This window comes from Micromonospora sp. NPDC049580 (genome assembly GCF_040675595.1).
In the GTDB taxonomy this organism is placed as follows: domain Bacteria; phylum Actinomycetota; class Actinomycetes; order Mycobacteriales; family Micromonosporaceae; genus Micromonospora.
Window position 1 is genome coordinate 1 of sequence record NZ_JBFAPG010000001.1, and the last position, 19365, is coordinate 19365.

At 68.3% G+C, this 19365-nt stretch carries 16 protein-coding genes and 1 pseudogene; 7 read left to right on the top strand and 10 right to left on the bottom strand.

The genetic code is table 11. From position 1 onward, the window contains the following. The coding region (locus AB0J68_RS00005; RefSeq protein ID WP_363935073.1) for an AAA family ATPase at positions 1–2718 on the bottom strand (2718 nt) is incomplete at its 3' end. A 104-nt stretch (positions 2719–2822) separates the two neighbouring features. Between AB0J68_RS00005 and AB0J68_RS00010 the strand changes: the two genes are divergently transcribed. Together AB0J68_RS00010 and AB0J68_RS00015 are read left to right on the top strand one after the other, a co-directional pair. Then, positions 2823–3272: a helix-turn-helix domain-containing protein gene (locus tag AB0J68_RS00010; RefSeq protein ID WP_363935075.1), complete on the top strand. Its 450-nt coding sequence runs from the start codon at positions 2823–2825 to the stop codon at positions 3270–3272. After that, a complete protein-coding gene (locus AB0J68_RS00015) occupies positions 3265–3633 on the top strand; it encodes a DUF4180 domain-containing protein (RefSeq protein WP_363935076.1) in 369 nt (122 codons plus the stop codon). The genes AB0J68_RS00010 and AB0J68_RS00015 overlap by 8 nt, the downstream gene beginning before the upstream one ends. Here AB0J68_RS00015 and AB0J68_RS00020 read toward each other — a convergent pair. Further along, positions 3623–4261 carry a hypothetical protein gene (locus AB0J68_RS00020; protein WP_363935078.1) on the bottom strand — a complete coding sequence of 213 codons (639 nt, stop codon included), beginning with the start codon at positions 4259–4261 and terminating at the stop codon, positions 3623–3625. The two genes, AB0J68_RS00015 and AB0J68_RS00020, sit on opposite strands and share 11 nt — an antisense overlap. Before the next feature lie 196 nt (positions 4262–4457). On the opposite strand from AB0J68_RS00020, the gene AB0J68_RS00025 reads away from it, so the two are divergent. From AB0J68_RS00025 to AB0J68_RS00035, 3 genes are read left to right on the top strand one after another with little or no spacing between them, the layout of a single operon-like run. Continuing rightward, the gene (locus tag AB0J68_RS00025; protein ID WP_363935079.1) at positions 4458–5549 is read left to right on the top strand and encodes an XRE family transcriptional regulator; all 1092 of its coding nucleotides are present in this window, start codon (positions 4458–4460) and stop codon (positions 5547–5549) included. Next, positions 5546–6157 carry a hypothetical protein gene (locus tag AB0J68_RS00030; protein ID WP_363935081.1) on the top strand — a complete coding sequence of 204 codons (612 nt, stop codon included), beginning with the start codon at positions 5546–5548 and terminating at the stop codon, positions 6155–6157. The genes AB0J68_RS00025 and AB0J68_RS00030 overlap by 4 nt, the downstream gene beginning before the upstream one ends. A 28-nt stretch (positions 6158–6185) precedes the next feature. After that, positions 6186–6407: a hypothetical protein gene (locus tag AB0J68_RS00035; RefSeq protein ID WP_363935083.1), complete on the top strand. Its 222-nt coding sequence runs from the start codon at positions 6186–6188 to the stop codon at positions 6405–6407. Between the two features lie 65 nt (positions 6408–6472). Here the strand turns inward: AB0J68_RS00035 and AB0J68_RS00040 are convergent, their stop codons facing one another. Then, a complete protein-coding gene (locus AB0J68_RS00040; RefSeq protein WP_363935084.1) occupies positions 6473–6601 on the bottom strand; it encodes a hypothetical protein in 129 nt (42 codons plus the stop codon). A gap of 13 nt (positions 6602–6614) precedes the next feature. On the opposite strand from AB0J68_RS00040, the gene AB0J68_RS00045 reads away from it, so the two are divergent. Beyond that, the gene (locus AB0J68_RS00045; RefSeq protein WP_363935086.1) at positions 6615–7898 is read left to right on the top strand and encodes a DUF4268 domain-containing protein; all 1284 of its coding nucleotides are present in this window, start codon (positions 6615–6617) and stop codon (positions 7896–7898) included. 481 nt (positions 7899–8379) lie between these two features. On the opposite strand, the gene AB0J68_RS00050 is transcribed toward AB0J68_RS00045, so the two are convergent. The 3 genes from AB0J68_RS00050 to AB0J68_RS00060 form a co-directional block, all read right to left on the bottom strand. Beyond that, positions 8380–10716 carry a hypothetical protein gene (locus tag AB0J68_RS00050; RefSeq protein ID WP_363935088.1) on the bottom strand — a complete coding sequence of 779 codons (2337 nt, stop codon included), beginning with the start codon at positions 10714–10716 and terminating at the stop codon, positions 8380–8382. 771 nt (positions 10717–11487) lie between these two features. Then, positions 11488–13455 carry a helicase-related protein gene (locus AB0J68_RS00055; RefSeq protein ID WP_363935122.1) on the bottom strand — a complete coding sequence of 656 codons (1968 nt, stop codon included), beginning with the start codon at positions 13453–13455 and terminating at the stop codon, positions 11488–11490. A gap of 23 nt (positions 13456–13478) precedes the next feature. Then, positions 13479–14555, bottom strand: coding sequence for a DEAD/DEAH box helicase (locus AB0J68_RS00060; protein WP_363935089.1), 1077 nt, complete (start codon positions 14553–14555; stop codon positions 13479–13481). A gap of 85 nt (positions 14556–14640) precedes the next feature. Here AB0J68_RS00060 and AB0J68_RS00065 point away from each other — a divergent pair, with 85 nt between their 5' ends. Further along, entirely contained in the window at positions 14641–15978 is a 1338-nt protein-coding gene (locus AB0J68_RS00065) for a hypothetical protein (RefSeq protein WP_363935090.1), read from the top strand. A 173-nt stretch (positions 15979–16151) separates the two neighbouring features. On the opposite strand, the gene AB0J68_RS00070 is transcribed toward AB0J68_RS00065, so the two are convergent. The 4 genes and pseudogenes from AB0J68_RS00070 to AB0J68_RS00085 form a co-directional block, all read right to left on the bottom strand. Beyond that, positions 16152–16607 (bottom strand): GIY-YIG nuclease family protein, encoded by a 456-nt coding sequence (locus AB0J68_RS00070; protein WP_363935092.1) that lies wholly within the window; start codon positions 16605–16607, stop codon positions 16152–16154. Between the two features lie 36 nt (positions 16608–16643). Next, positions 16644–16862 (bottom strand): annotated as a pseudogene (locus tag AB0J68_RS00075) (hypothetical protein); the annotation flags it as partial. Between the two features lie 90 nt (positions 16863–16952). After that, a complete protein-coding gene (locus tag AB0J68_RS00080) occupies positions 16953–18119 on the bottom strand; it encodes a DNA cytosine methyltransferase (RefSeq protein ID WP_363935094.1) in 1167 nt (388 codons plus the stop codon). A gap of 142 nt (positions 18120–18261) precedes the next feature. Next, complete coding sequence (locus tag AB0J68_RS00085; RefSeq protein WP_363935095.1) at positions 18262–19248, bottom strand: HNH endonuclease; 987 nt, start codon at positions 19246–19248, stop codon at positions 18262–18264. Positions 19249–19365: the final 117 nt, after the last annotated feature.

Genomic DNA, 19365 nt, shown 5'->3' on the forward strand with positions numbered 1-19365 from the left:
CTGGCCCGCCTCGGTGGTCCGGCCTGGGAGGCCGACTCGGCCTGGCCCGGCGTCCTCGCCCCGGCCGGCGACGTGGCCCGGCTCGACGTCGGCGGATTCCGGGACGGCGAGCCGGAGGAGCACCTGTCGCATGCCGAGGGCGGTGGCGTCCCGGGTGGTGGTGGCGCGCAGCTCGGCCAGCGTCGCGGCGTCGCCCGGGTGGTCGCGGCCGGCCAGGGCGTTCACCAGCCCGGCGCGGGCGATGAGCGACCAGGGTCGGGAGCCCATCCGGTCGGCGGCCTCGCGGGCCGCAGTGAATCCGGCGATCGCGTCGTCCCAGCGTTCCTCGGCGGCGTCGACCACGGCGAGCCAGTGGTCGATGGGCCCACTGATGTCGCAGCCGAAGAGCCCGACCGCCCACTGCCCCCGGTGCGGGGTCAGCGCGGCCCGCGCGTCGCGGCAGCGCCGCGGATCGCGGGACGCGGCGGCGGCCTGCGCCCGCAGGCGCAGCCACAGCGGTGACACCGGGCGCGGGTAGTGGATGTCGGCGGCCTCGATGACAGCGGTCAGCCGCACCGCCGTCTCGTCATCGCCGCGCTCGGCCGCCGTGATGGCCGACAGCAGCTCCCGGTAGGGGTAGTCGGTCGGCGCCCACTCGCGCAGCAGCGCGTCGATCTCGTCGAACCGCCCCTGCAAGAGCAGCCGGGCCCAGCGCAGGTGATGGCCCATGAAGGCGAACTCGGCGTGCCCCGGGTCGGACAGGTCGGCGATGACGGTGAACCGCTCGTCGGCCTCGGCGAAGTCGCCCCGGAACGCCGCGATGATCCCGCCGTCGACGGCCGCCGCCATTCGGGGACGGGCCAGCTCACCCTGCTGACCCACGGTGACGAAGGCGGTGAACTCCTCGACGAAGCGCGGGTCGCCCAGCTCCAGCAACGCCACCCAGCGCAGCGAGGTGGCCCAGAGCTCGGTCTCCCGGTCGCCCGAGCGGCGGGCCACCTCCCTGATCTCGGCGGTGAGCGCGGCTCTCGCCGCCGCGGTGCCCAGGCCCCAGGTGGTGTCGTGGCGGGCCCACAGGCTGAAGGTGAGCGCCTCGTCGTCGCGGCCGGAACGGGCGATGGTCTCCGTCGCGGTGATCAGATCGGCCACCAGCGTGGCCACCGACGCGGTGGCGGACGGCTCGCCGATCAACCGCTGGTACGCCTCGCGCACCAGATTCGCGGTGTCAACCGAGCGGATGGTGTCCACCTGGCGCGACCGGTGCACGGTGAGCGCGACGCGGGCCAGCAGCACCGGGTCGTCGAGCGTGCGGGCCAGCGCCGCGGCCTCGGCGAGCAGGCGTACGGCCTCGTCCCGACCGGCGTGGTGATATTGCACCTCACCGAAGTCGACGAGCAGCCGGACCCGCTGCGCCGGGTCCTCGACGATCTCCAACGCCCGGCGGAAGTGCACCCCGGCCTCGTCGGCGGCGAGCCGGGCGAACGCGTCCCGCCCGGCGGCGACCAGCAGCTCGACGACCCGGGCCCGGTCGAGCGCGGCGCCGGCCAGGTAGGCGTGTCGGGCCAGGTCGGCCGGGATCAGCCGGTCGGTCAGGGCCGTCGGCGGGTCCACCGCACGGACCACCACGGCGTGGCGAGCCTGCCGGTCGTCGGCGGTGAGCCCGTCGTAGAGGGTCTCTCGGACCAGGTCGTGGGCGAAGGCGAACCGGCCGCCGCTGCGGGCGACCACCAGCCGGGCGGTCACCGCCTGGTCGAGCAGCCGGTCGACCTGCGCCGCCGGGGCCGCCGCGCTGGCCGCCAGGACCTCCCGGTGGAACTCACGGCCGAGCACGGCGGCGACGGTCAGCGCCTCGACCACCGCCGCGGGCAACTGGTCGAGCCGCCGGCGCACCGCCTCCCGTACGCCGGGCGCGATGGTGCCGGTCGTGCCGTCGGCATGCCACAGCCGGGCGGTCTGTTCGACGAAGAAGGGGTTGCCACCGGTACGCCGGTGCACCTCGTCGGCCAGGTCGGCGTCGGGCTCCCGCCCGGCGGTACGCGCCATCAACGCGGCCACCTCGTCGCGGGCGAGGCCGGTGAGGGTGATCGTGGTGGCCTTGGCGACCAGCGGCATCAGCAGCGGGCGCAACGGGTGCTCGCCCGCCTCGACCTCCGCGTCGCGGTACGTGCCGATCAGCAACAGCCGCTCGAACCAGGTGTGCTGGGCGGCGAACGCCAGCAGCCGCAGCGAGGCCGGGTCGGCCCAGTGCAGGTCGTCGAGGACGACCACCACCGGCCGGTGCGCCGAGACCGCGACCAGCGCGGCGGTCACCGCGTCGTACAGGGCGAACGCCTCCTGGTCGGCGACGTGGCTGCCCTCGTCCGGAGCGGTCCAGGTGGCGGCGAGGCCGGGCACGTCACCGGCGCCGGTCTCGCCGAGCAGGGCGGCGAGGGCCGGCTCGGCGTCCGGTCGGGCGAGCGCCCAGTCGTCGGCGGAGCGGCGCAGGGCGCGCAGGACCTGCACCCACGGCCAGTAGCCGGGGGCGCTGTCGGAATCCCAGCAGGCCGCGCCGAGCACGAGCGCGCCACGCCGGCGGGCCTCCCGCGCCACCGACGTGACGAGGGTTGTCTTGCCGATGCCCGGCTCACCGGTGACCAGGACGAAACCGCCGTGACTCGTGGCGGCCCGATCCAACTCGGCGCGCAGCAGAGCCGCGGGGTGATCCCGCCCGATGATGGCGTCGCCGACCCGCGCGTCCATGGTTCCCAGACGGTACTGGACCCCACCGACGCTGGGCGTCGAGATGTGACAAGCCGACGGCGCATAATTCCTCATCGTTCCCTGTAGAGGTAGGATAGGGAACGATGACAGAAGAAATGTACTCGGTAGAGCAGGTTGCCGACCGGCTCGGCCTGCACGTGCGGACGGTGCGCGGCTACATACGCTCGGGCCGGCTGCGCGCCGTGCGGATCGGCAAGCAGTACCGGATCGCCGCCAGCGATCTCGACGCGCTCACCGGGCGGCCGCCCGCCGCCACCGTGGCCGGCCAGGCCGAGGTGTCGAGCATCGTGCAGATCGACGGTGTCGACCGGGCCGCCGCCGACCGGCTCGGCACGCTCGTGCTGGCCAGCGTCAACACCGGGCACGACCCGGCCCGGCCGCTGCGGGTGCAGACCGTGCACGACGATGACCGCCGCCGCCTGAAGATCATCATCCTCGGCGATCCCGCCGGCACCGCCGAGGTGCTGCACCTGCTCGACGCCGTCCTCAATGCCGACAACGGCCTACTCGACCGGGAGGTCCACGATGCCTGACCAGATCCAGGAACGCGCCGGGGTGCCGGTGCTGGTCTGCGACCCGGCCGGCCCGACCGTCGCCACCGAACAGGACGCGCTGGACCTGATCGGCGCGGCCTTCGCCGGCGCACAGGTGGTCGCAGTGCCGGCCAACCGACTCGACGAACGCTTCTTCTCGTTGGGCACCCGCTTCGCCGGCGAGGTGATGCAGAAGTTCGTCAACTACCGGCTGCGCCTGGCCGTCGTCGGTGACATCTCGGCGCACCTGGACGGCAGCTCGGCGCTACGGGCCCTGGTGCACGAGTCGAACCAGGCCGGGCACATCTGGTTCGTCCCCGACCTCGACGCCCTCGACGCCCGCCTGCGCGCTATCTCCTAGCCGCCTCGGCGTCGTGCACGACAGCCATCTCGACCGCGTCCGGTTCAATGCCTCTGGCCTGGGCCTGCTCGGCCGCCCAGCGCAGGTACGCGAGCCACTCCTCCGACAACCAGCCGGAACGACGGCCGACGCCGGCCTCGCTGGGGAGACGGCTGGCCACGACGCGGTCGAGGATCAGCGGCTGCACGCCGCCAACCCCTCGCCGGTAGCCGGCGAAGTAGAGGACCTTGGTGAACAATCCCGGCCCCAACCACGGCAGGCGAGCGTGGTTGGGGTCGCGGAAGCGGCGGTACGCGGTGCGCAACGCGTCCTCGTCGGGTGCTGACGCGGACACCTCCTCAAGCGCGTACGCCAGGCGTTTGCCATCGGGGTCGGCGCCGAGCGACCTGGCGGTGCGCCACGGCCCGTACCCGATGGGTCCGTAACCCCAGACCAGCACAGCGGTCAGCAGTTGCCGGGCGGTGGCCGAGCCGGCTCGGTACGCATCGGCCACCGCGAAGGCGTCGCGCCGCCAGACCTCGCCGCTCGATGGGAAGTTGTCGGGCCAGGCGTCCGGCGGCAACCCCGCCCGCCACCGGTCCAGCTTTACGGTGATCGGGGCCTGCTCCCCCGGTAATGGCCTGGGCATGTCTACCTCCCTCAAGTCGCGGAGCAGTCCGCCCTACGTGGGGATCTCCGCTGCCCGCAGGTTATGGCCGGCCTCGACCATCCGGCGGCCGAGAACGCCATGTCGGGGTATCGAGGGGCGTAAACGCCATCTAGATCCGTAATGTCGATTCGCTACGGTCGAGACGTAGAGCAAGGGCGCGTGCGATTATCGCACCATGACCGAAACCGGCGACTGGACGACGGTCGGCGAGCAGGTGCGCCAGACCCGACTGGGGGCTGGCCTCTCTCAGGCCGAACTGGGTGCTCAACTCGGCCTCGATCGAACGATGATCGCCAAGATCGAGTCCGGCGTTCGGCGGGTAGACGCCTTGGAACTCATCAGGCTCGCGGCCGCACTCGACGTACCTATCGATCACCTGCTTGAGCGACGATCGGCGGTGATCTCGCGCCGCTCGGAACTCATGGCCGAAGACAACGACACAGACGTGGCGAGGCGTTCTCAACGACTGGAGATCACACTCGCCTCCTGGCTCAGGGACGTCCGCCAGCTACTTGACGCCGGCACCCTCACCCTCGTCAGTCCCGTCCGGTACGAGGGGAGTGTCACCTCCGATGATGACGCCCGTATCGCTGCTCGATGGCTGCGTGACAGGCGGGGGATTGGTACGGAGCCGATTGACACCCTGATGGAGTTCTGTGAACGCAGCGGCCAGTACGTCCTCGTCAGTGACCTTCCGGGAGAAGGCGCATCGATGGTGGACGGGGACCTGGCAGTGTCGGTCGTCAGCTTGGAGGGAGATCCTGGCCGGCGTCGAGCTACCGCCGCCCACGAGCTGGGCCACCTGGTTCTGGGCGACGAATACTCCAGCGATCTGGCGGTACACGTTTCCCGCGCCGATCGGGAAAGTCTGATCAACGCTTTCGCCGCCGAGCTGCTCCTTCCGGTCGCCGCGTTCGGCGATGTCAACAGCCGTCCAGCCTCCCGCGAAGAGATGATCCAGCTCACCGCGCGCTACCGCACGTCATGGTCCCTGACCGTGCGCCAGGCGGAACGCGCTGGGTGGCTCGATGCGTCAGCGGTGCGCTGGAGCCGAACCACCCCAACCCGGGCGGAGATCATGGATGCGGTTGGCTGGGCCCCCCAGCCAGATCTCGACGCCATTCGCGTACCGCCGGGTTATTCGCACGCCGTCATGGAGGCGTGGCGCCGGTATCTCGTATCGGACGCCCGCGCGGTCGAACTCCTGCATGGCCAGATCGGGCTGGATGACCTGCCCGCGCGCGATGAAACAGACCTGGCACCGTGAGCAACGCAGGTCAGGATTGCGAGCCACTGCTCGTCTTCGACACCACCGTGCTGCACCATTTCGCCCTCGCCGACCGGCTCGACGTGCTGGCGGACCTGATCGTTGGAAGGCGCGCGGCTACCACCGCCGTCGTGCTCGATGAGCTCCGCACCAGTGCGCAGCGGGAGCCGGCTCTCACCGCGGCGCTGAAGCTTGCCTGGATCGACGTCATCGCACTCGACACAATCACCGAGATCCGGTGCTTTTCGGATTGGGTACGCCGTATCGGCGCCGACAGACGAGACGTCGGTGAGGCGAGCGTCTTCGCAGCGGCCGAGATACACGGCGGTACGGCGGTCACCGATGACCGCATTGCCACCAAAGTGGGCCGTGCCTACGGGCTGGAGGTGCACGGGACGATCTGGCTTCTCGCAGATCGGTGCCGATCCGGCAGGCTCACCGAAGTCAACGCCGGTGCCATCATCGACGCACTGCGCGAGACACAGCACCGACTGCCGTGTACCGGGGCGGAGTTTCCCTCATACGCACGAAAGGCCGGGCTGCTCCAGATCGGCCGTCCGCCCTACATTCCGGGTCCGACACGGCCGCCGACCTGGGTCCATGACTAGCCGCAGGGTGACCGGGTACGCGCAAGCCATGGGTAGCCACAAGCAGAACAAACACGACAGCGGCGGCGAGTCGGCACGAGGCCGGCGCCATCCGGGCAGCGGCGCTCCGGGCCGCCAGGGTTCGCCCGTGGAGCACTCGCCCGACCAGCGGCACCGCCGTACCGCGACCGGCCCCGCCGGCACTGAACGCGACCTGGATCGGGCCAAGGTCTCCGGCGACGGACGGGTCCAACGCCAGGGCGGCGCCTGAGCCGACCGGTCAACGGTGCAGCCGCTCCGCGGACGCGCGGGGCGGCCACACCGGATGAGTGACTGCTACGCCGTGGCGCAGATGGCGTACGCCGTGTCGGACCAGTTGCCGGCGAACGCGTCCTCCTCGTACGCACCCGAGGTGGCCGACGTCGGGGCGGTCGCGGGACCACCGTTGGGGCGGAAGTCGTCCACGATGCCCTCGCCGGTGACCCCGTTCAGCTCGGAGCCCGCGCCGGTCAACACCTTCCCGACCGGGCAGGTCGCGACGCCGCTGGGGGAAGTCGAGGGAGTTGGTCCAATAATCCGACCAACGCTGGGCAAGCTCGACAACGTCGACGTCCGCGACGTCTGGGCGCACACCTTCACGCCATGGCTGCTCGCCAACGCCGAGGTTCTCGGTGATGTGCTGGGAATGGAGTTGGCGCTCTCGGCCGCGGAGCACCCGGTGGGCGGCTTTTCCCTGGACCTCCTCGGCTTCGACGAGGCGACGAACGAAACGGTAATCATCGAGAACCAGCTGGAGAGGACGGACCACAGCCATCTGGGCCAGCTGCTCACCTATGCCGGCGGGACCGACCCCGTAAACGTGGTCTGGATCGCGACCAGCTTCCGGGAGGAGCATCGCGCGGCCCTCGACTGGCTGAACACCAGGACCGACGAGAACACCCGCTTCTTCGGCATCGAGATCAGCGCCGTACGGATCGGCCAGTCCATTCCCGCACCGCTCATGCGCTTGGTCGTGCAGCCCAACGACTGGGGCAAGAGGGTAAGGGCGAGCACCCACGACGCCGCGACGAGCGGCCGCAACCCGGCCTACCAGTCGTTCTGGACGATGTTTCTGGCGGCTATCCAGCAGCGCCAGCTCCAGTGGACGACCTCAACCAAGGGGTACCCGCAGAACTGGTACTCGTTGCTCAGCGGCATGAGCGGGGTGTCCTACGCCTGCACGTTCGGTCGCGCCGGGTTGTCGAGCGAGATCTTCTTCCAGCACCCCGATCCGGCCGTCAATGACACTCGCTTCGCGTCGGCACAGTCGAAGCTCGAACCGGCCTACCCGGCATCCCTGTCCTTCGAACCGCTGACTGGCAGGAAGGGGTGCCGCATCGCCGAATACCGGGAAGGCGACATCGTGAACACCGACGAGTGGGACGACTACGTCGAGTGGTTCACGCTGCTCAGCTCCGCCTCCGCCAGGCGGTGGCCGCCGCTGGCGGCCTGCCCTCCCTCATTTTCTAGCCACGCCAAGGAAGACGCATGCCGCTGTACGAGATCCATGGGGACCGGCTACGCCGGCATGACGCCGCACGGTTCGCGGCTCTCGGCATCTACGAGCGCAACGATCTGCAGCGGCTTCTCCGCGACGACATCGCTGTGCTCAGTCCGGATCTGCTCGTCATCGCCGAGGAGTTCGGGAACTGGGAGGACTCCCGGCGTCGCATCGACCTGCTCGCGGTGGACAAAGCCGGGCACCTGGTGGTCGTCGAGCTGAAGCGCACCGACGACGGCGGCCACATGGAGCTGCAAGCTCTGCGGTACGCCGCGATGGTGTCCGCGATGAGCTTCGACGAGGTTGTCGCCGCGTTCGAGGTGCACCTGTCGAAGGTGCGACCGGATGCGGATGCCGACAAGTCGCTGTACCTCATGCGTCCAGCGTTGTTCCCCATCCTCGACAGCCGCCTGCTTCCTGTACCGAGAGTCGGCAAAGCAGGCCGCGCGGGACCTCGGGCGGCTGCAAGGGCGTTAGGCTGCACCACGGCGGTGCCTACTGGGCGGCACATACGGACGGGACGTGGTTCGGGCTCGCGATCCTTCGTGAGGTCGCTGGCCGACACCAGGATCGCCTTGTCGTCGAGGCAGCGAGCCGGCTCACCGACGTGCGAATCATCGATATTCTTGCGTGGTCTTCAGACCAGCCCTGGTTGCCCGCCGGAGCCCCCACCTATCAACAACTAGCCACTTACCATTGCCTGCTATCCCGGCAGTGCAACGTCATCGGTACGGATCATCTCCTGCAGGTCCAGGAGGTGCTTCTCCGTGTAGTCAATGGTCGCAAGCTCGCCGCAGAGCTCGACCCGCAAGCTGTCACCGAGCCCACCCTCGACACTTGTCTTCCATTGCTGGATCTGCGACAGGAGATCCTCGGATCGGACCTCGCCGTAGAGAAATTTGCTGGCGCAAGTCGGGCAGAGGCACAGTATGTTACCCGGGCGACCGATCCATGCGGCAGCCGTGTGCGAGACAAGATGGATAACCTCGAAGTACGGCATACCGTCGCGCTTCGGAAAGGTAGCAGTGCAGATCTGGCAGCCGCCGGCATACTGCTCCAACAAGAACTGCCGGACTGCCGGGTCCTTGCCGTCCCAGACCTTGCGCCCGATGACTCGGAACCGGTCCCGCCGCGCGGGCTCCTCCGACAAGTCATCGCTGATCGCCTCCCGGGTGCGCTGCCTACGCGCTGCTGGGGCTACAACTCGACCTCCGGACGGCACCGGGGCAGCTTCCGGCTCATCCTGTACCGCCGGCTTGTCGAAAGCATCCTGTAGGGCGTCGGCGTAACCCTCAGGAGTAAAGGCGGCGCCGGCTGCCGCCTGAGCACCATCCTGTTCCTTCTGTTCGTAGCGTTGGCGCAATTGGTCGAGCTCGACGGCCGCGTCCGGGTTCTCGGCCAGGAAGCGCAGCGTTGCCACGGACAGGTTGAGTTCTGTGCTCACCTGCACAATGGCGGAGGAGACCATACCGAGTGCGTCGGCAAGGGCTTGGCTCGGCTCGAAGTCGTCGGGTAGGTCGTCCAGCGACAGCTTGGCGGGCTCGACGAACTCGCCCGTCTTTCTGGGAAGCCATGCGTGAGCGACAGCGACTTCCAGCGCCTTGGACATCGTCTCGACGGACCTGCTGTTGGAGTAGTCCTGCCGACCTGAGGACTCCACGATTCCGCGCAGCCGGCTCGCGTACGGCAGCAGCAGCCGATTCCACACGTACGCCGACCGCTGGCGATCGGGCTGGGTCACGGCAGCTTCGAGGCCGGCGAAGCGCAGGTTCGGGTCGAAACCGTGCAGTCCTCGGCTGTGGTCGCCCCAGTCTGCGCGGAGGACGACGTGCCCGAGTGGGTTCGGCGGCGACGACAGCACCCGGACCCCCTGCGCCACTCCCACCGGGCCCAGCTCCTGTTGGTAGGGCCGATAGCGCTCGTGCAGGAACCAGCCGTGCGGGGTTGGTAGAAAGTAGTGCTCCAGGTCCTCGTGGGGCCAGTAGGCGACGGAGGGAGACCGGAACGAAAAGGCCGAAGCCCCAGCTGACCGGCACTGCAGGAACGGCGTGTTGCGTAGCACCTCGACCAAGGTGTCTCTGCGTCTTCTCGTCGCAGCCTGCATCGCGCGGAGAATCTTTGCAAGATCGTCGTCGTGCTGCTCGTCGGCAATCGCAGTGGATGGATTGCCGTACTTCGGCACGACGTATTCGAGAACCTCGTCCACGGCGTCGGGCTCGGACAGGCCGAGTTCTTCGAGGAAGGCCCGCGCCTCTGCATTGGCAGCGACCTCCGCCCGCACCATCGGAAAGCTCGACGACACGGGTCCGGGCAGGTACGCCCGCGGACGTCCGTCGGCACCGAACGGCACCACCTGCCGACCGTCTTCCAGCCGGATCAGCGGTAGCTCCCGCGCGGGTCCCGGCCGGTTCCAGGGCGGCCGCGGCCTGCGCCACAGTGCGGGGCTCTGAGCGAGGAATCGGTACAGCTGAACGAGCCACGCGTCCTGAGCTACCTCCAGAAACGTCCTGTCAAGCTTGTCGACGAGCCACTCGGCGTCGAGCTCGTCGATGTTTACAACGTCGTGCAGGTAATCCCACAGGTCGCGATTCCGTTCCCGGGTGAGCCGCGCCGGCTGCCATTGCAGCGGATCGCCCGTCCCCTCCAGGACACCGAGTTGCTCCGGCGTCAACAAGTCGCGCAGGCCCGAGCTCCGGGCAAGACGCATCCGTGTGGCGGGAGCGTGGCCCAACGGTCCGGCGACCGGAAGAAGTGGTCGGGTCCGCACCGCGTCGAGAAGTGCGTCGAACAACGGCCGCAACAAGGATCCGGCGGGGAAGTCCACCACAGTGATGGGCAGAACGTCGAACACGTCGATCCCAAGACGCCCCTTACGGCGCAGCTCCTCGAGACCTTCGATCAGCAGGTGGCCGGCTTCCAGGATGACTCGGGCGTTGTCCGGATCCCGCTCCGGGATGTTGTCCCGTGCCGGGGTCGTTCGCAGCGGCGCCTGCAACAGGAACCCCAGGCCGCTCGGCTTGTCGGTGGGGAAGTACACCACCAGCGGCGCGTGGGGGATGCGCTCGACAGGGGCGTCCGGTGCCCCACTCGTCCGCTTGAACGCCATCTCGACCCGCCGTCCGGGGTGGCCGATGCCGTCCAAGCTCCGGCGGTACACCCCCAGTACTGGTGATGGATCACCCGATCGTTCTGGCGGACCACCAGCTCCACGTCTGGCGACAACTCGCCGCGCGCCAGCCGGGTGAACGTGACCGCTCCGCTGCCTGCCAGCACTATGACCTGTCGAACATGCTGGAGGAACAACAGGGCAACCGGATCGAACCTCTTCAGACCGCCGCCGATCTCGGTATAGGCGGTCTCGGCAGGCACACTCTCGCGGTCGAACGGGAACTCAAAGCGGGTGAGGCCAGCGGGGAGGTCCGGCGGACCATCAGCGGCCTCAGGGCGTACGTAGTGGCGGATGCGAAAATGCTCGGAGCCGGAGTGCACCATAGGTGCGAGGGTGTAGGCGTAGACGGATTTGAAGCCGATGCCGAAATTGCCGATGCTGGTCAGCTCGCTGGTCTTGGTAGAGGCGTCGACCCCGCAGATGCCCCGAACGTCCTCGTCGTTGAACGCGCGGCCGTCGTGCTCCACGACCAGTCGGTCCGGGTGCAGGGTGAACGTGACGTGCGATGCCCGAGCGTCCTCAGCGTTCTGCAAAAGCTCGAGGATGAAGTGGGTGCGGTCGGCGTACAGCCGTTGCAGGAAGTCCAGGTGGCGGGTGCCCTCGCCGTACTCCCGGATGTTGTCCTCGCGGATGCGCGTGTAGTCACTCGGCATGGCCGATCGTCAACACTCCCTCCGCGATCCGATGGCTGACGATGTCGACCCGACGTCGTCCTTCCAGTTGTTCACGGCGCTGCTCGAATTTCCGCACGGCGCGTGCGCGTTGTGCCGTGAGCATGGTCCGCATTCGAGGCTCGGTCTCGCCAGTGAGACGGTCGTTGAGGCGCTGCAGGGCTCGCTGGTGGTGAGCCTCGAGGCTTCCGGTTCGGCGGGCCAGCAGTACCTGGTTGAGGGCATGTGCGTCCCTCGCGGCGTCTCGGCGGCGCTGCTCGGCGTAGCTGTCAAGTGCCGCTCCCGCATCCGGCAGGTCGGCGGCGGGCCCGGCCTCCCCCGGCAACGCGTCGGCCAGCAGCGCAAAGAGGCGACGTTCCACGGTCTTGCTGGCCGTCAGCCGGGCTGCGTCCACGACGAACGACACGGTGCGGAACTCCGGCCGCACGGCGATCGTCTCCCAGGTGTCGCAGGCAAAGACATAGCGGCCTTCTGGCAGATCCGGATCGACGATGCGAAGCTGCGGGCGTAGCTGCTCGTCCTCGGCGGGCGCGAGGGCCGCCACCGCGAGGCGAATGAGCGGGTGGGTGGCGGTCAGGAAGGTGATCGACCGGTCCCGGCTGGCGGCCTCGGCGGAGAAGGTCAGCCGCAGGCCGCTGTCCTTCTCAAGGAGCCAGTGGCGTAGCTGCTGGACGGGCCGGCCGCCGCCGAGCCGGGCTTCGTTCCGACTGATGGCGGCGAGCAGTTCGGACCGCGCGGACTGAGGCAGTCGGAGCCGCAGCTCGTCCTCGGACAGCCGGTCCAGGTGCCCGGAGACAGGGGGCCGCGTCAGGTACGCGCGGACCAGTTCCTCCAACTGCTGCTCGGTGACCGCCCGGCCCTCCTCGACGAGGGCGTCGAGGTCCTGAGTGATGCTGTCGTCCAGGCCGAGAAGGTCCTGGCTCGCGTCCTCGACGCCTCGGGTCTCGGCGACCAGCCGGACGGCGTTGTCGGCGAGCTGTCGAGCTCGCTCCTCCATCTGCTCGGGCGTCAGGTCCGGGCTGGTGGCGATGGCCGCCAGGTCCTGCGTCATCTCGCCGAGCACGCCTTCGAGGTCGCCGACGGTGTCCCGGAAGAGGTCCAGCCGTTCCCAGCAACGATAGAAGACCCGCTCCTCGACGGTGTCGGGGGTCACGAAGTTGAGGATCAGCACCTTCGGGCTGCGCTGCCCGAACCGGTCGATGCGGCCGATGCGCTGTTCGATCCGCATCGGGTTCCAGGGGATGTCGTAGTTGACTAGCCGATCACAGAACTCGTAGTCGAGGCCCTCACAGCCGACCTCGCTGGAGAGCAGGACGTCGATGGACTCCGCATCGTCCCGGTCGAGGCGGAACCGGTCGCGCAGGCGCTGTCGGTCGGGCTCGGCTACTCGTCCGGTGACGACCCCGACGCGGACGCCGGCCGCCGTCAGGTGCTCGGCGAGGTAGTCGAGGGTGCCGAGGAAGAATGAGAAGACGAGGAGCTTTCCGGGACCGTCGATCGCACGGGCTTCGCTGACGGCCTGGAGGAGCCGCTCGAGTTTGGGATCATCCGGCGGCAGTTGACGGGCCAGCTCACGGAGGTCCGGGTCCGTCGGAAGGGGAAGCCTCGGCGGATCTTCGTCCGGTTGGGCCTCGGGGGCGTCGGTCAGATCCGTGATGGCCGGCTCGCCGGCCGCCACGATGCGTCGAGCGAGTGCGGGCAGGCAGCTCGACGCCTGCCGCTCGAGGGTGTCGAGAATCAGGCGGACCACGACCGGGTTGTAGCGGGTGAGCAGCTGGTCGCGGCGGGCTTCGAGCAGGCGGTCGTAGAACTGGCGCTGCACCGGTGTGAACGGCACCGACACGGTGTGGGGCTCACGGATGGTGAACCCTCCGATGTCCCGTCGGCGGGTACGGTTCACCACTGGCGCGAGAGTGTTCAGCTCCTCGATCTCGCGCATGCAGCGGACCCGGTCGTCGGTCGTCAAGGTGGCCGCGTCCAGACGCCTGCGCACGTCGTCATACCGGGGGTCAATGGCGATCGCCTGCTGGCCCCAACTGGTGTACGCCGCAGTGTCCAACGCCTTGAGCGCCTCCTTGGCGGCCTCGGGCGCACCGCTGCGCAAAGCCCGTACGGCGGCGTTGAGGTGTCGGTTGGGCTCGACGACCTCGAAGAACGTCTGCCGGTCCGGAAAAGGTCGGGACGAAGGAGGTTGAGCAGGGTGAACAGGTCCCGGGCCTGCGTCTGCACCGGTGTCGCGGAGAGCAGGACGAGGGCGGTGCTGATCTCGCTGAGGTACGCGGCGAGTTCGTGCGAGTTCGTGCCCGGCGTACGCAGATGGTGGGCCTCGTCGGCGATGACCAGGTCGAAGGCGGGCGGTGGGTCCAGCTCGCGCAGGCCTTTGTCCTTCTTCCGCTTGCCATCCCCCTTCAGGTATGCCGTGCGGGCGAAGAGCTCATAGTGCACGATCGCCCGCCGGTACTCCTCGGGCCAGGCGCCGTCCAGGTGAGCCTCGTTGAGGCAGTAGCGCAAGCTCGACGAGTCGAGCACCCGGAAGTCCTCGTCGAATCGGCGCATTTCTTCGCGCCACTTGACCGTGAGCGCCTTCGGGCAGAGCACGAGCACGTGGTCCAGCGGCTGTCGGGCAGCCAACTCCTTCATGATCAAGCCCGCTTCGATTGTTTTACCGACGCCGACGTCGTCGGCAATGAGCAGCCGCGGCTCGTCGGCGCGGGCGAGGCGCAGGAGTGGCCGGAACTGAAATGGCACGTACTTGATTCGCGCTGCCCGCAGCGAATAGACGTGATCGGTGAGCGGGTGACTGAGCCGGGCGGCGACCAGGCGGGCTCGGAACTCTTCGGGAGACAGGCCAGCAGTCGTTGCCTCCTGTTGCGCCGCTGCGAGCACCAGCTGGTCCTCCGCGTACTCGCGCATGCTTCCCGCTTCGTGGAAGACGCGATAGCGGCCGAACCCATCGACGCTCTGAAGAATCTGGATGACCGGTCCGACTCGACTGGGGTCGGCTTGAACGGCAACGATGTCGCCGACGTTGAATCCCACGCGCGCCCCTCGAACTCGCCCCACGCGGCTGGCCCCTAACCGCAGCCTCGCCCGATGCCGAGAGCATAGGCGCGCTTCTGCCCCGTTGACCGGCCCGCTCAAACGAAACGACATCGATCTGCGCCGAAGGGGCGAGCTCAGGGAGGCCTTTGCCGGAAGCACCCAGCAAGGATCGACTCGTACGGTCGATCTTTACGCTGACGTGTTGGCGCAAGCTGGGGAGGACGGGCGGATGAAGCCGAGAAGAGTCAGCCTGCTGGACCTCGGGCTGGATTCATCGTTCGACGCGGCGATGACCTTCGTGCAGTCAACGCTGCAGAACATCAACGCCGGGGGTGACGAGCCGATCGTGGACATCGACTTCGTCCGGTCACGTGACCCCGACACGGTACTCTCCGCCTTCACCGCACCGTGCGATGTCCTGCACGTCATGGCACATGGCGACCATAGCGTGACCCCCAGCTTCACCAGCTCCGACGGCAAGGTGACGGTTTCGCTCGAGACGCTGGGTGAGGTTGCGGCGGACCGAGGACAGGGCATCTCGGCGGGTGCCATCATCGCGGACGGGTGCAAGACAGGCATCGGAGTGTGGCAGAAGGCGGTGCGGGACTGCCTCCAGGGCGACGTGACCTACATCGGCACGTCCGCCATGATTGGCTGGCACGAGAGTGGGGTCTTCTGTTCCGCCTTCTACGGCGCCCTCTTCCGCAACCGGGGCAGGGGCATGAGCCCGGCGGAGCAGGCCCGGGACGCGGCGGAACGCGCCATCGAGGCGTACCGGCTGCTGACCGACAGGGCCCTGCCCGTTCCGGGTGATGACGCTGGGACCGAGCAGGAGGGCCCGCATCCTGCTGACGTGAACCGGCCGCTGCGACACTTCAGCGGAGATTGTCGTCGTGCCGTCTGGCGAGCCCGCTCAACCTGCCTGAACGGCCGCCCGGCCGAGCACCTGGTCGGCGAGCTGGTAGTTGTGATGCCGGGCGTTGTTGGTGACACCGGTCAGGAGCGAAGCCGCCAGCTCGCGGGCGGCGACGGCGAACGGCTCCTCGGCCAGGGCGGCGATCAGCTCGTCGTACCAGCCCCAGATCCTGACCTGGTCGTCGCCGGCATCCCGGTAGCGCCGACTCCGATCGAAGGTCAGGTGCGGGTTGAGTTCCTCCACGCCCTGCCCCGAGCCGGAGTACCGGCGCAGGACCGATTCGCGCACAACCATGAACCCGTGGACGGCGGTGTCATCCTCGGGCTCCTCAGTCCGAAGCAGGACGAAGACCTCCATCCGCTTCATGTTCACGGTCGAGAACCGACGCCCCCTGTTTGTGTCGGGCAAGCAGGACAAGGCCCAGCGATCACGTTCGGTCGCCGTCAGGTGGGCACGGCGGCCCGAAGGTACGCCTGGTTGGCCGAGACGACGTGCGCGAAGTAGGGGTCGGCCGCCAGTCTGGCGAAACTCTCCTGCTTCTTTGGATCGGCGCGCATCTCCGCTTCGAGGTCCGTGGGGAGTGGCAACGGGGCGGTCCGTTCAGTTCGGGCGTCGGTCGAAGGGACACTGTAGACAGTGCTGGCGGATGAGCTCCTCCACCGAAGGAAGGCTTCGCACTACCGGTGCGGCAGGGCCGGCATTTCGTCCGGCCGGTAGCCGCTCTGCCATTCGCCACCGTCCACGTGGCGTGGCTTCGGCAGCTGCCGGTTGAAGCGCGGCTTGAGGGCGACGACCAGGGCTTCCTTCGTACCCTCCGGGTTGTCGGTCTCCTGCCAGCGGACCTCGCGCCGACTCAGCCAGCCGGCGATGTCGGCGGCCGACGCCGCGTTATCCGGGGTGTCGAGGAGCTGTCCGACCTGGTCGTGCAGCACCGACGAGTCTCGGTTACCGGTCAGGTGCTGCCGGAGGCGGTCCCGTAGGCCCCGCCTGGTCCGGCCGACGTAGATGACCACACCGCCGTCGAGGACCACGTGCACCCCGGGGGCGGGGGGAGCGTCGGCGACGGCCTCCATGGTGTACGGCTGGGGAGTCGTGAAGCCGGCCAGCAGGTCGTCGTGCGCGGTGTCGGGCATCCCCGGACGCTACCGGCGTGGGCCCTCATCCGTGGCCCCGCACGGGCCGTCGTGGTCGTCGCGGCGTCGGCAGCGGTCGGCCCCGTCGAGCTTGGCGTCACACCAGATTCGGGTACGCAGGAACTGCTGACCTTCCTCGCTGAGGGTGGTCTCGCCAAAGTCGATGGCGGTGACGTGGCCGAGTGAGTCGCGTAGGGCTGCGGCCAGGGTGATGGCCTCGTCGAGGCTGGCCAGAGTCGTGGGAAGGTGGATGATCCAGGGGGGTGAGGTCCGCCCAGCGACTCGTCATGCAGAGAAAGGCAGCCGCCGTCCCGATCGTTGACGATACGGCAGTTGCGGGGCTCCTCAGCCCTCTACCAGGGCCGTAGTACGCGCAACCTTGCGCACGGCACCCTTCACCGCTGCGACGTGCTCCACGACTGTCGCACCTACAGCCCTCGCCAACAGTGGCGGCACTGCATTGCCAATGAGACGTCCAAGCGGCGCGAACTGCGCCGGCTCACCCGGTCGGACGAATTCATAGTCCTCGGGAAAGCTCTGCAAGATGGCAGCCTCCCTGAGTGTCATCGCTCGGTCCTGCTCGGGGTGCCCGAATCGTCCCGCACCGAAGCTGTACGCCAAGGTGGTGATGGTGGGCGACGGCTCGTCCCACATCATGCGGGCATACACGTTCCTGAACGTTGCACCTGACGCCTTGCGGTGACAAGGAGCGCGCAGTTCTTCCGGCCACTCCTCCCAACTGCCGCCGGGGCTGGACCGCTTGATTCGCTCGAGGTTCAGCGGTGTCAGAGTGCGGCTCTTGTGAAGGGGGTCCCCGGAGTGGGTTTCGCCGTTTCCGATCGGCGGCAGGCTGCCGATCGCCCGGCGGACGGTGGTGTATTCGGCGGGAGTGATGGAACCCTTGGGCACGGCAATGTCACCAAGCAATGAGGCGACCAGGACCAGACGTCGGCGGTGCTGAGGGACGCCGTAGGCCGGGCAATAGCAGGACCCGAAGTCCACCTGGTATCCGTACTCGCGCAACTGCTCGACGAAGTCCCTGAAGATCCGCGTGCCGCCGATCCGAGGGACGTTCTCCATGGTGACGATTTCTGGCATCGTGCCTTGGACCAGCCTGCGAACCTCATCTACGAGGGGCCACTGGGCTTCCTTCGACGTGTCGACGCCGCGGCGGTAAGAGGAAAATGGTTGACACGGCGCGCACCCAGCGAGGACGCGGACGGCGCCGGCGGGCCACATGGCCGAAAGTTCCTCGACGGTGAGGTCACGGACGTCTCGCCTATGGAATGGGGCCCCAACGTTCCGTCGGTACGGATAGTCACACGTACGGTCGAGGTCCACGCCGGCAGCTACGTGGATGCCTGCATCCTGCAGCCCGTGCGAGAGCCCTCCGACGCCGCAGAAGAGATCGACGGCGGAGATCCTGACAGCTCGGGCGGGCATGCTGGGACTGTAGTAGATCACGGAGCGGAGGCGGTGTCGGGCGGGTGCGCGACGTGGGCTCCATCGCATGGACAAAAGTCAGCCGACCCTACCGTTCTCACGCACGGCTGGGAGTAAAGATCAGCAGCAACTGACAGCAGGACATGCCGGGGCGACTGTGAGCCCGACTCCTTCAGGTTGATAGGACCGTTTGGGCTGGTTTGCACCTCGATCACGACCGTTGATAGATGTTCGCGTAGTGCCAGGCCAGATAGCGCTCTGCAGGTGCCGTGGCTCCCTCTGGCAGCAGCAGCCGACGTGATAGCGGTGGACTTCCGAAGGACGAACGCGCCGCCGGATCCGCTCGGACCGCCTCCTGCACGTCTGGACGGACGTGCACCCGCAGCTCGTGGTCGATTGCTAGGAGCCCAGTGTCGAAGGCGACGTCGTGCGTGGGGCAGGCAGCAACACCGTTCTGCGGGTCTAGCCGCTCGGCGGAGGTACTCACCCGCCACGGCTTGATGTGACTGGCGACGAGCATCCGTTGGGCCGCGCGGCCCTTCGTCTTCACGCCCAAGCCACAGAAGGCGCACCGATGGCCATGGTTATGGAGGACGTCGCGCGCGAACCGATGCTGGCCCACCCGCACCGCAGCCATGAGCAGTCTTTCGGTCACTCGCTCCGAAAGGTCCGGTGCCTTCCGCGACCAGGCGGCGACCTTCTCCCGGACCGCCATCTCCAGGTCCGAGTGGGTCAGCTCTTCCTGCCCGAGGAGCTGCAGCTCGCCGCCGCTCTCCAAACCTAGGAAGTCGGGCAGGTCGTCCGGCCCGATCCCTGCCTCACGGCCTGCTTCCAGGATGAGCCGGTAGGTCGCTTCCAGCCGCCCGGGGTCGGCGAGGAGGGTCGATGCGACATGGACCTCGTACCTGGCCCCGTGGGCCAGGCCACCATCGAGGTTCCCCATCTTGGCGATCAGGCTGCCGTTCGGGCGCCTGAACAGCCGGGCGAGCGTAGGGATCGGTTCTTCGGCGAGGTGGGCGGTCGATCCGCGGTACCGGCGATGGTTGAAGACGAGACTGGCCGCAAGGCACAGGAGGGTCTCGACGGGAGTAAAGTCCTCTTGCCTGGCGCCAGGCCTGGGAGTCCGTCGGAGGATCGACCTCCACTGACTCACCGCCTGCCCGGCGCTCAGATCGAGATAGTCGCCGATGGTCGGCATCGATGTGCTCCTTTGCATGCCCTTCGACCGCGGGCACAGCCGCAACTTCCGCCAGCTGTCGCCGCCACGGTCCCGATCCTTTCGCTCGCCTGCTGGCGGGGGCACCTGCCTCCCGGA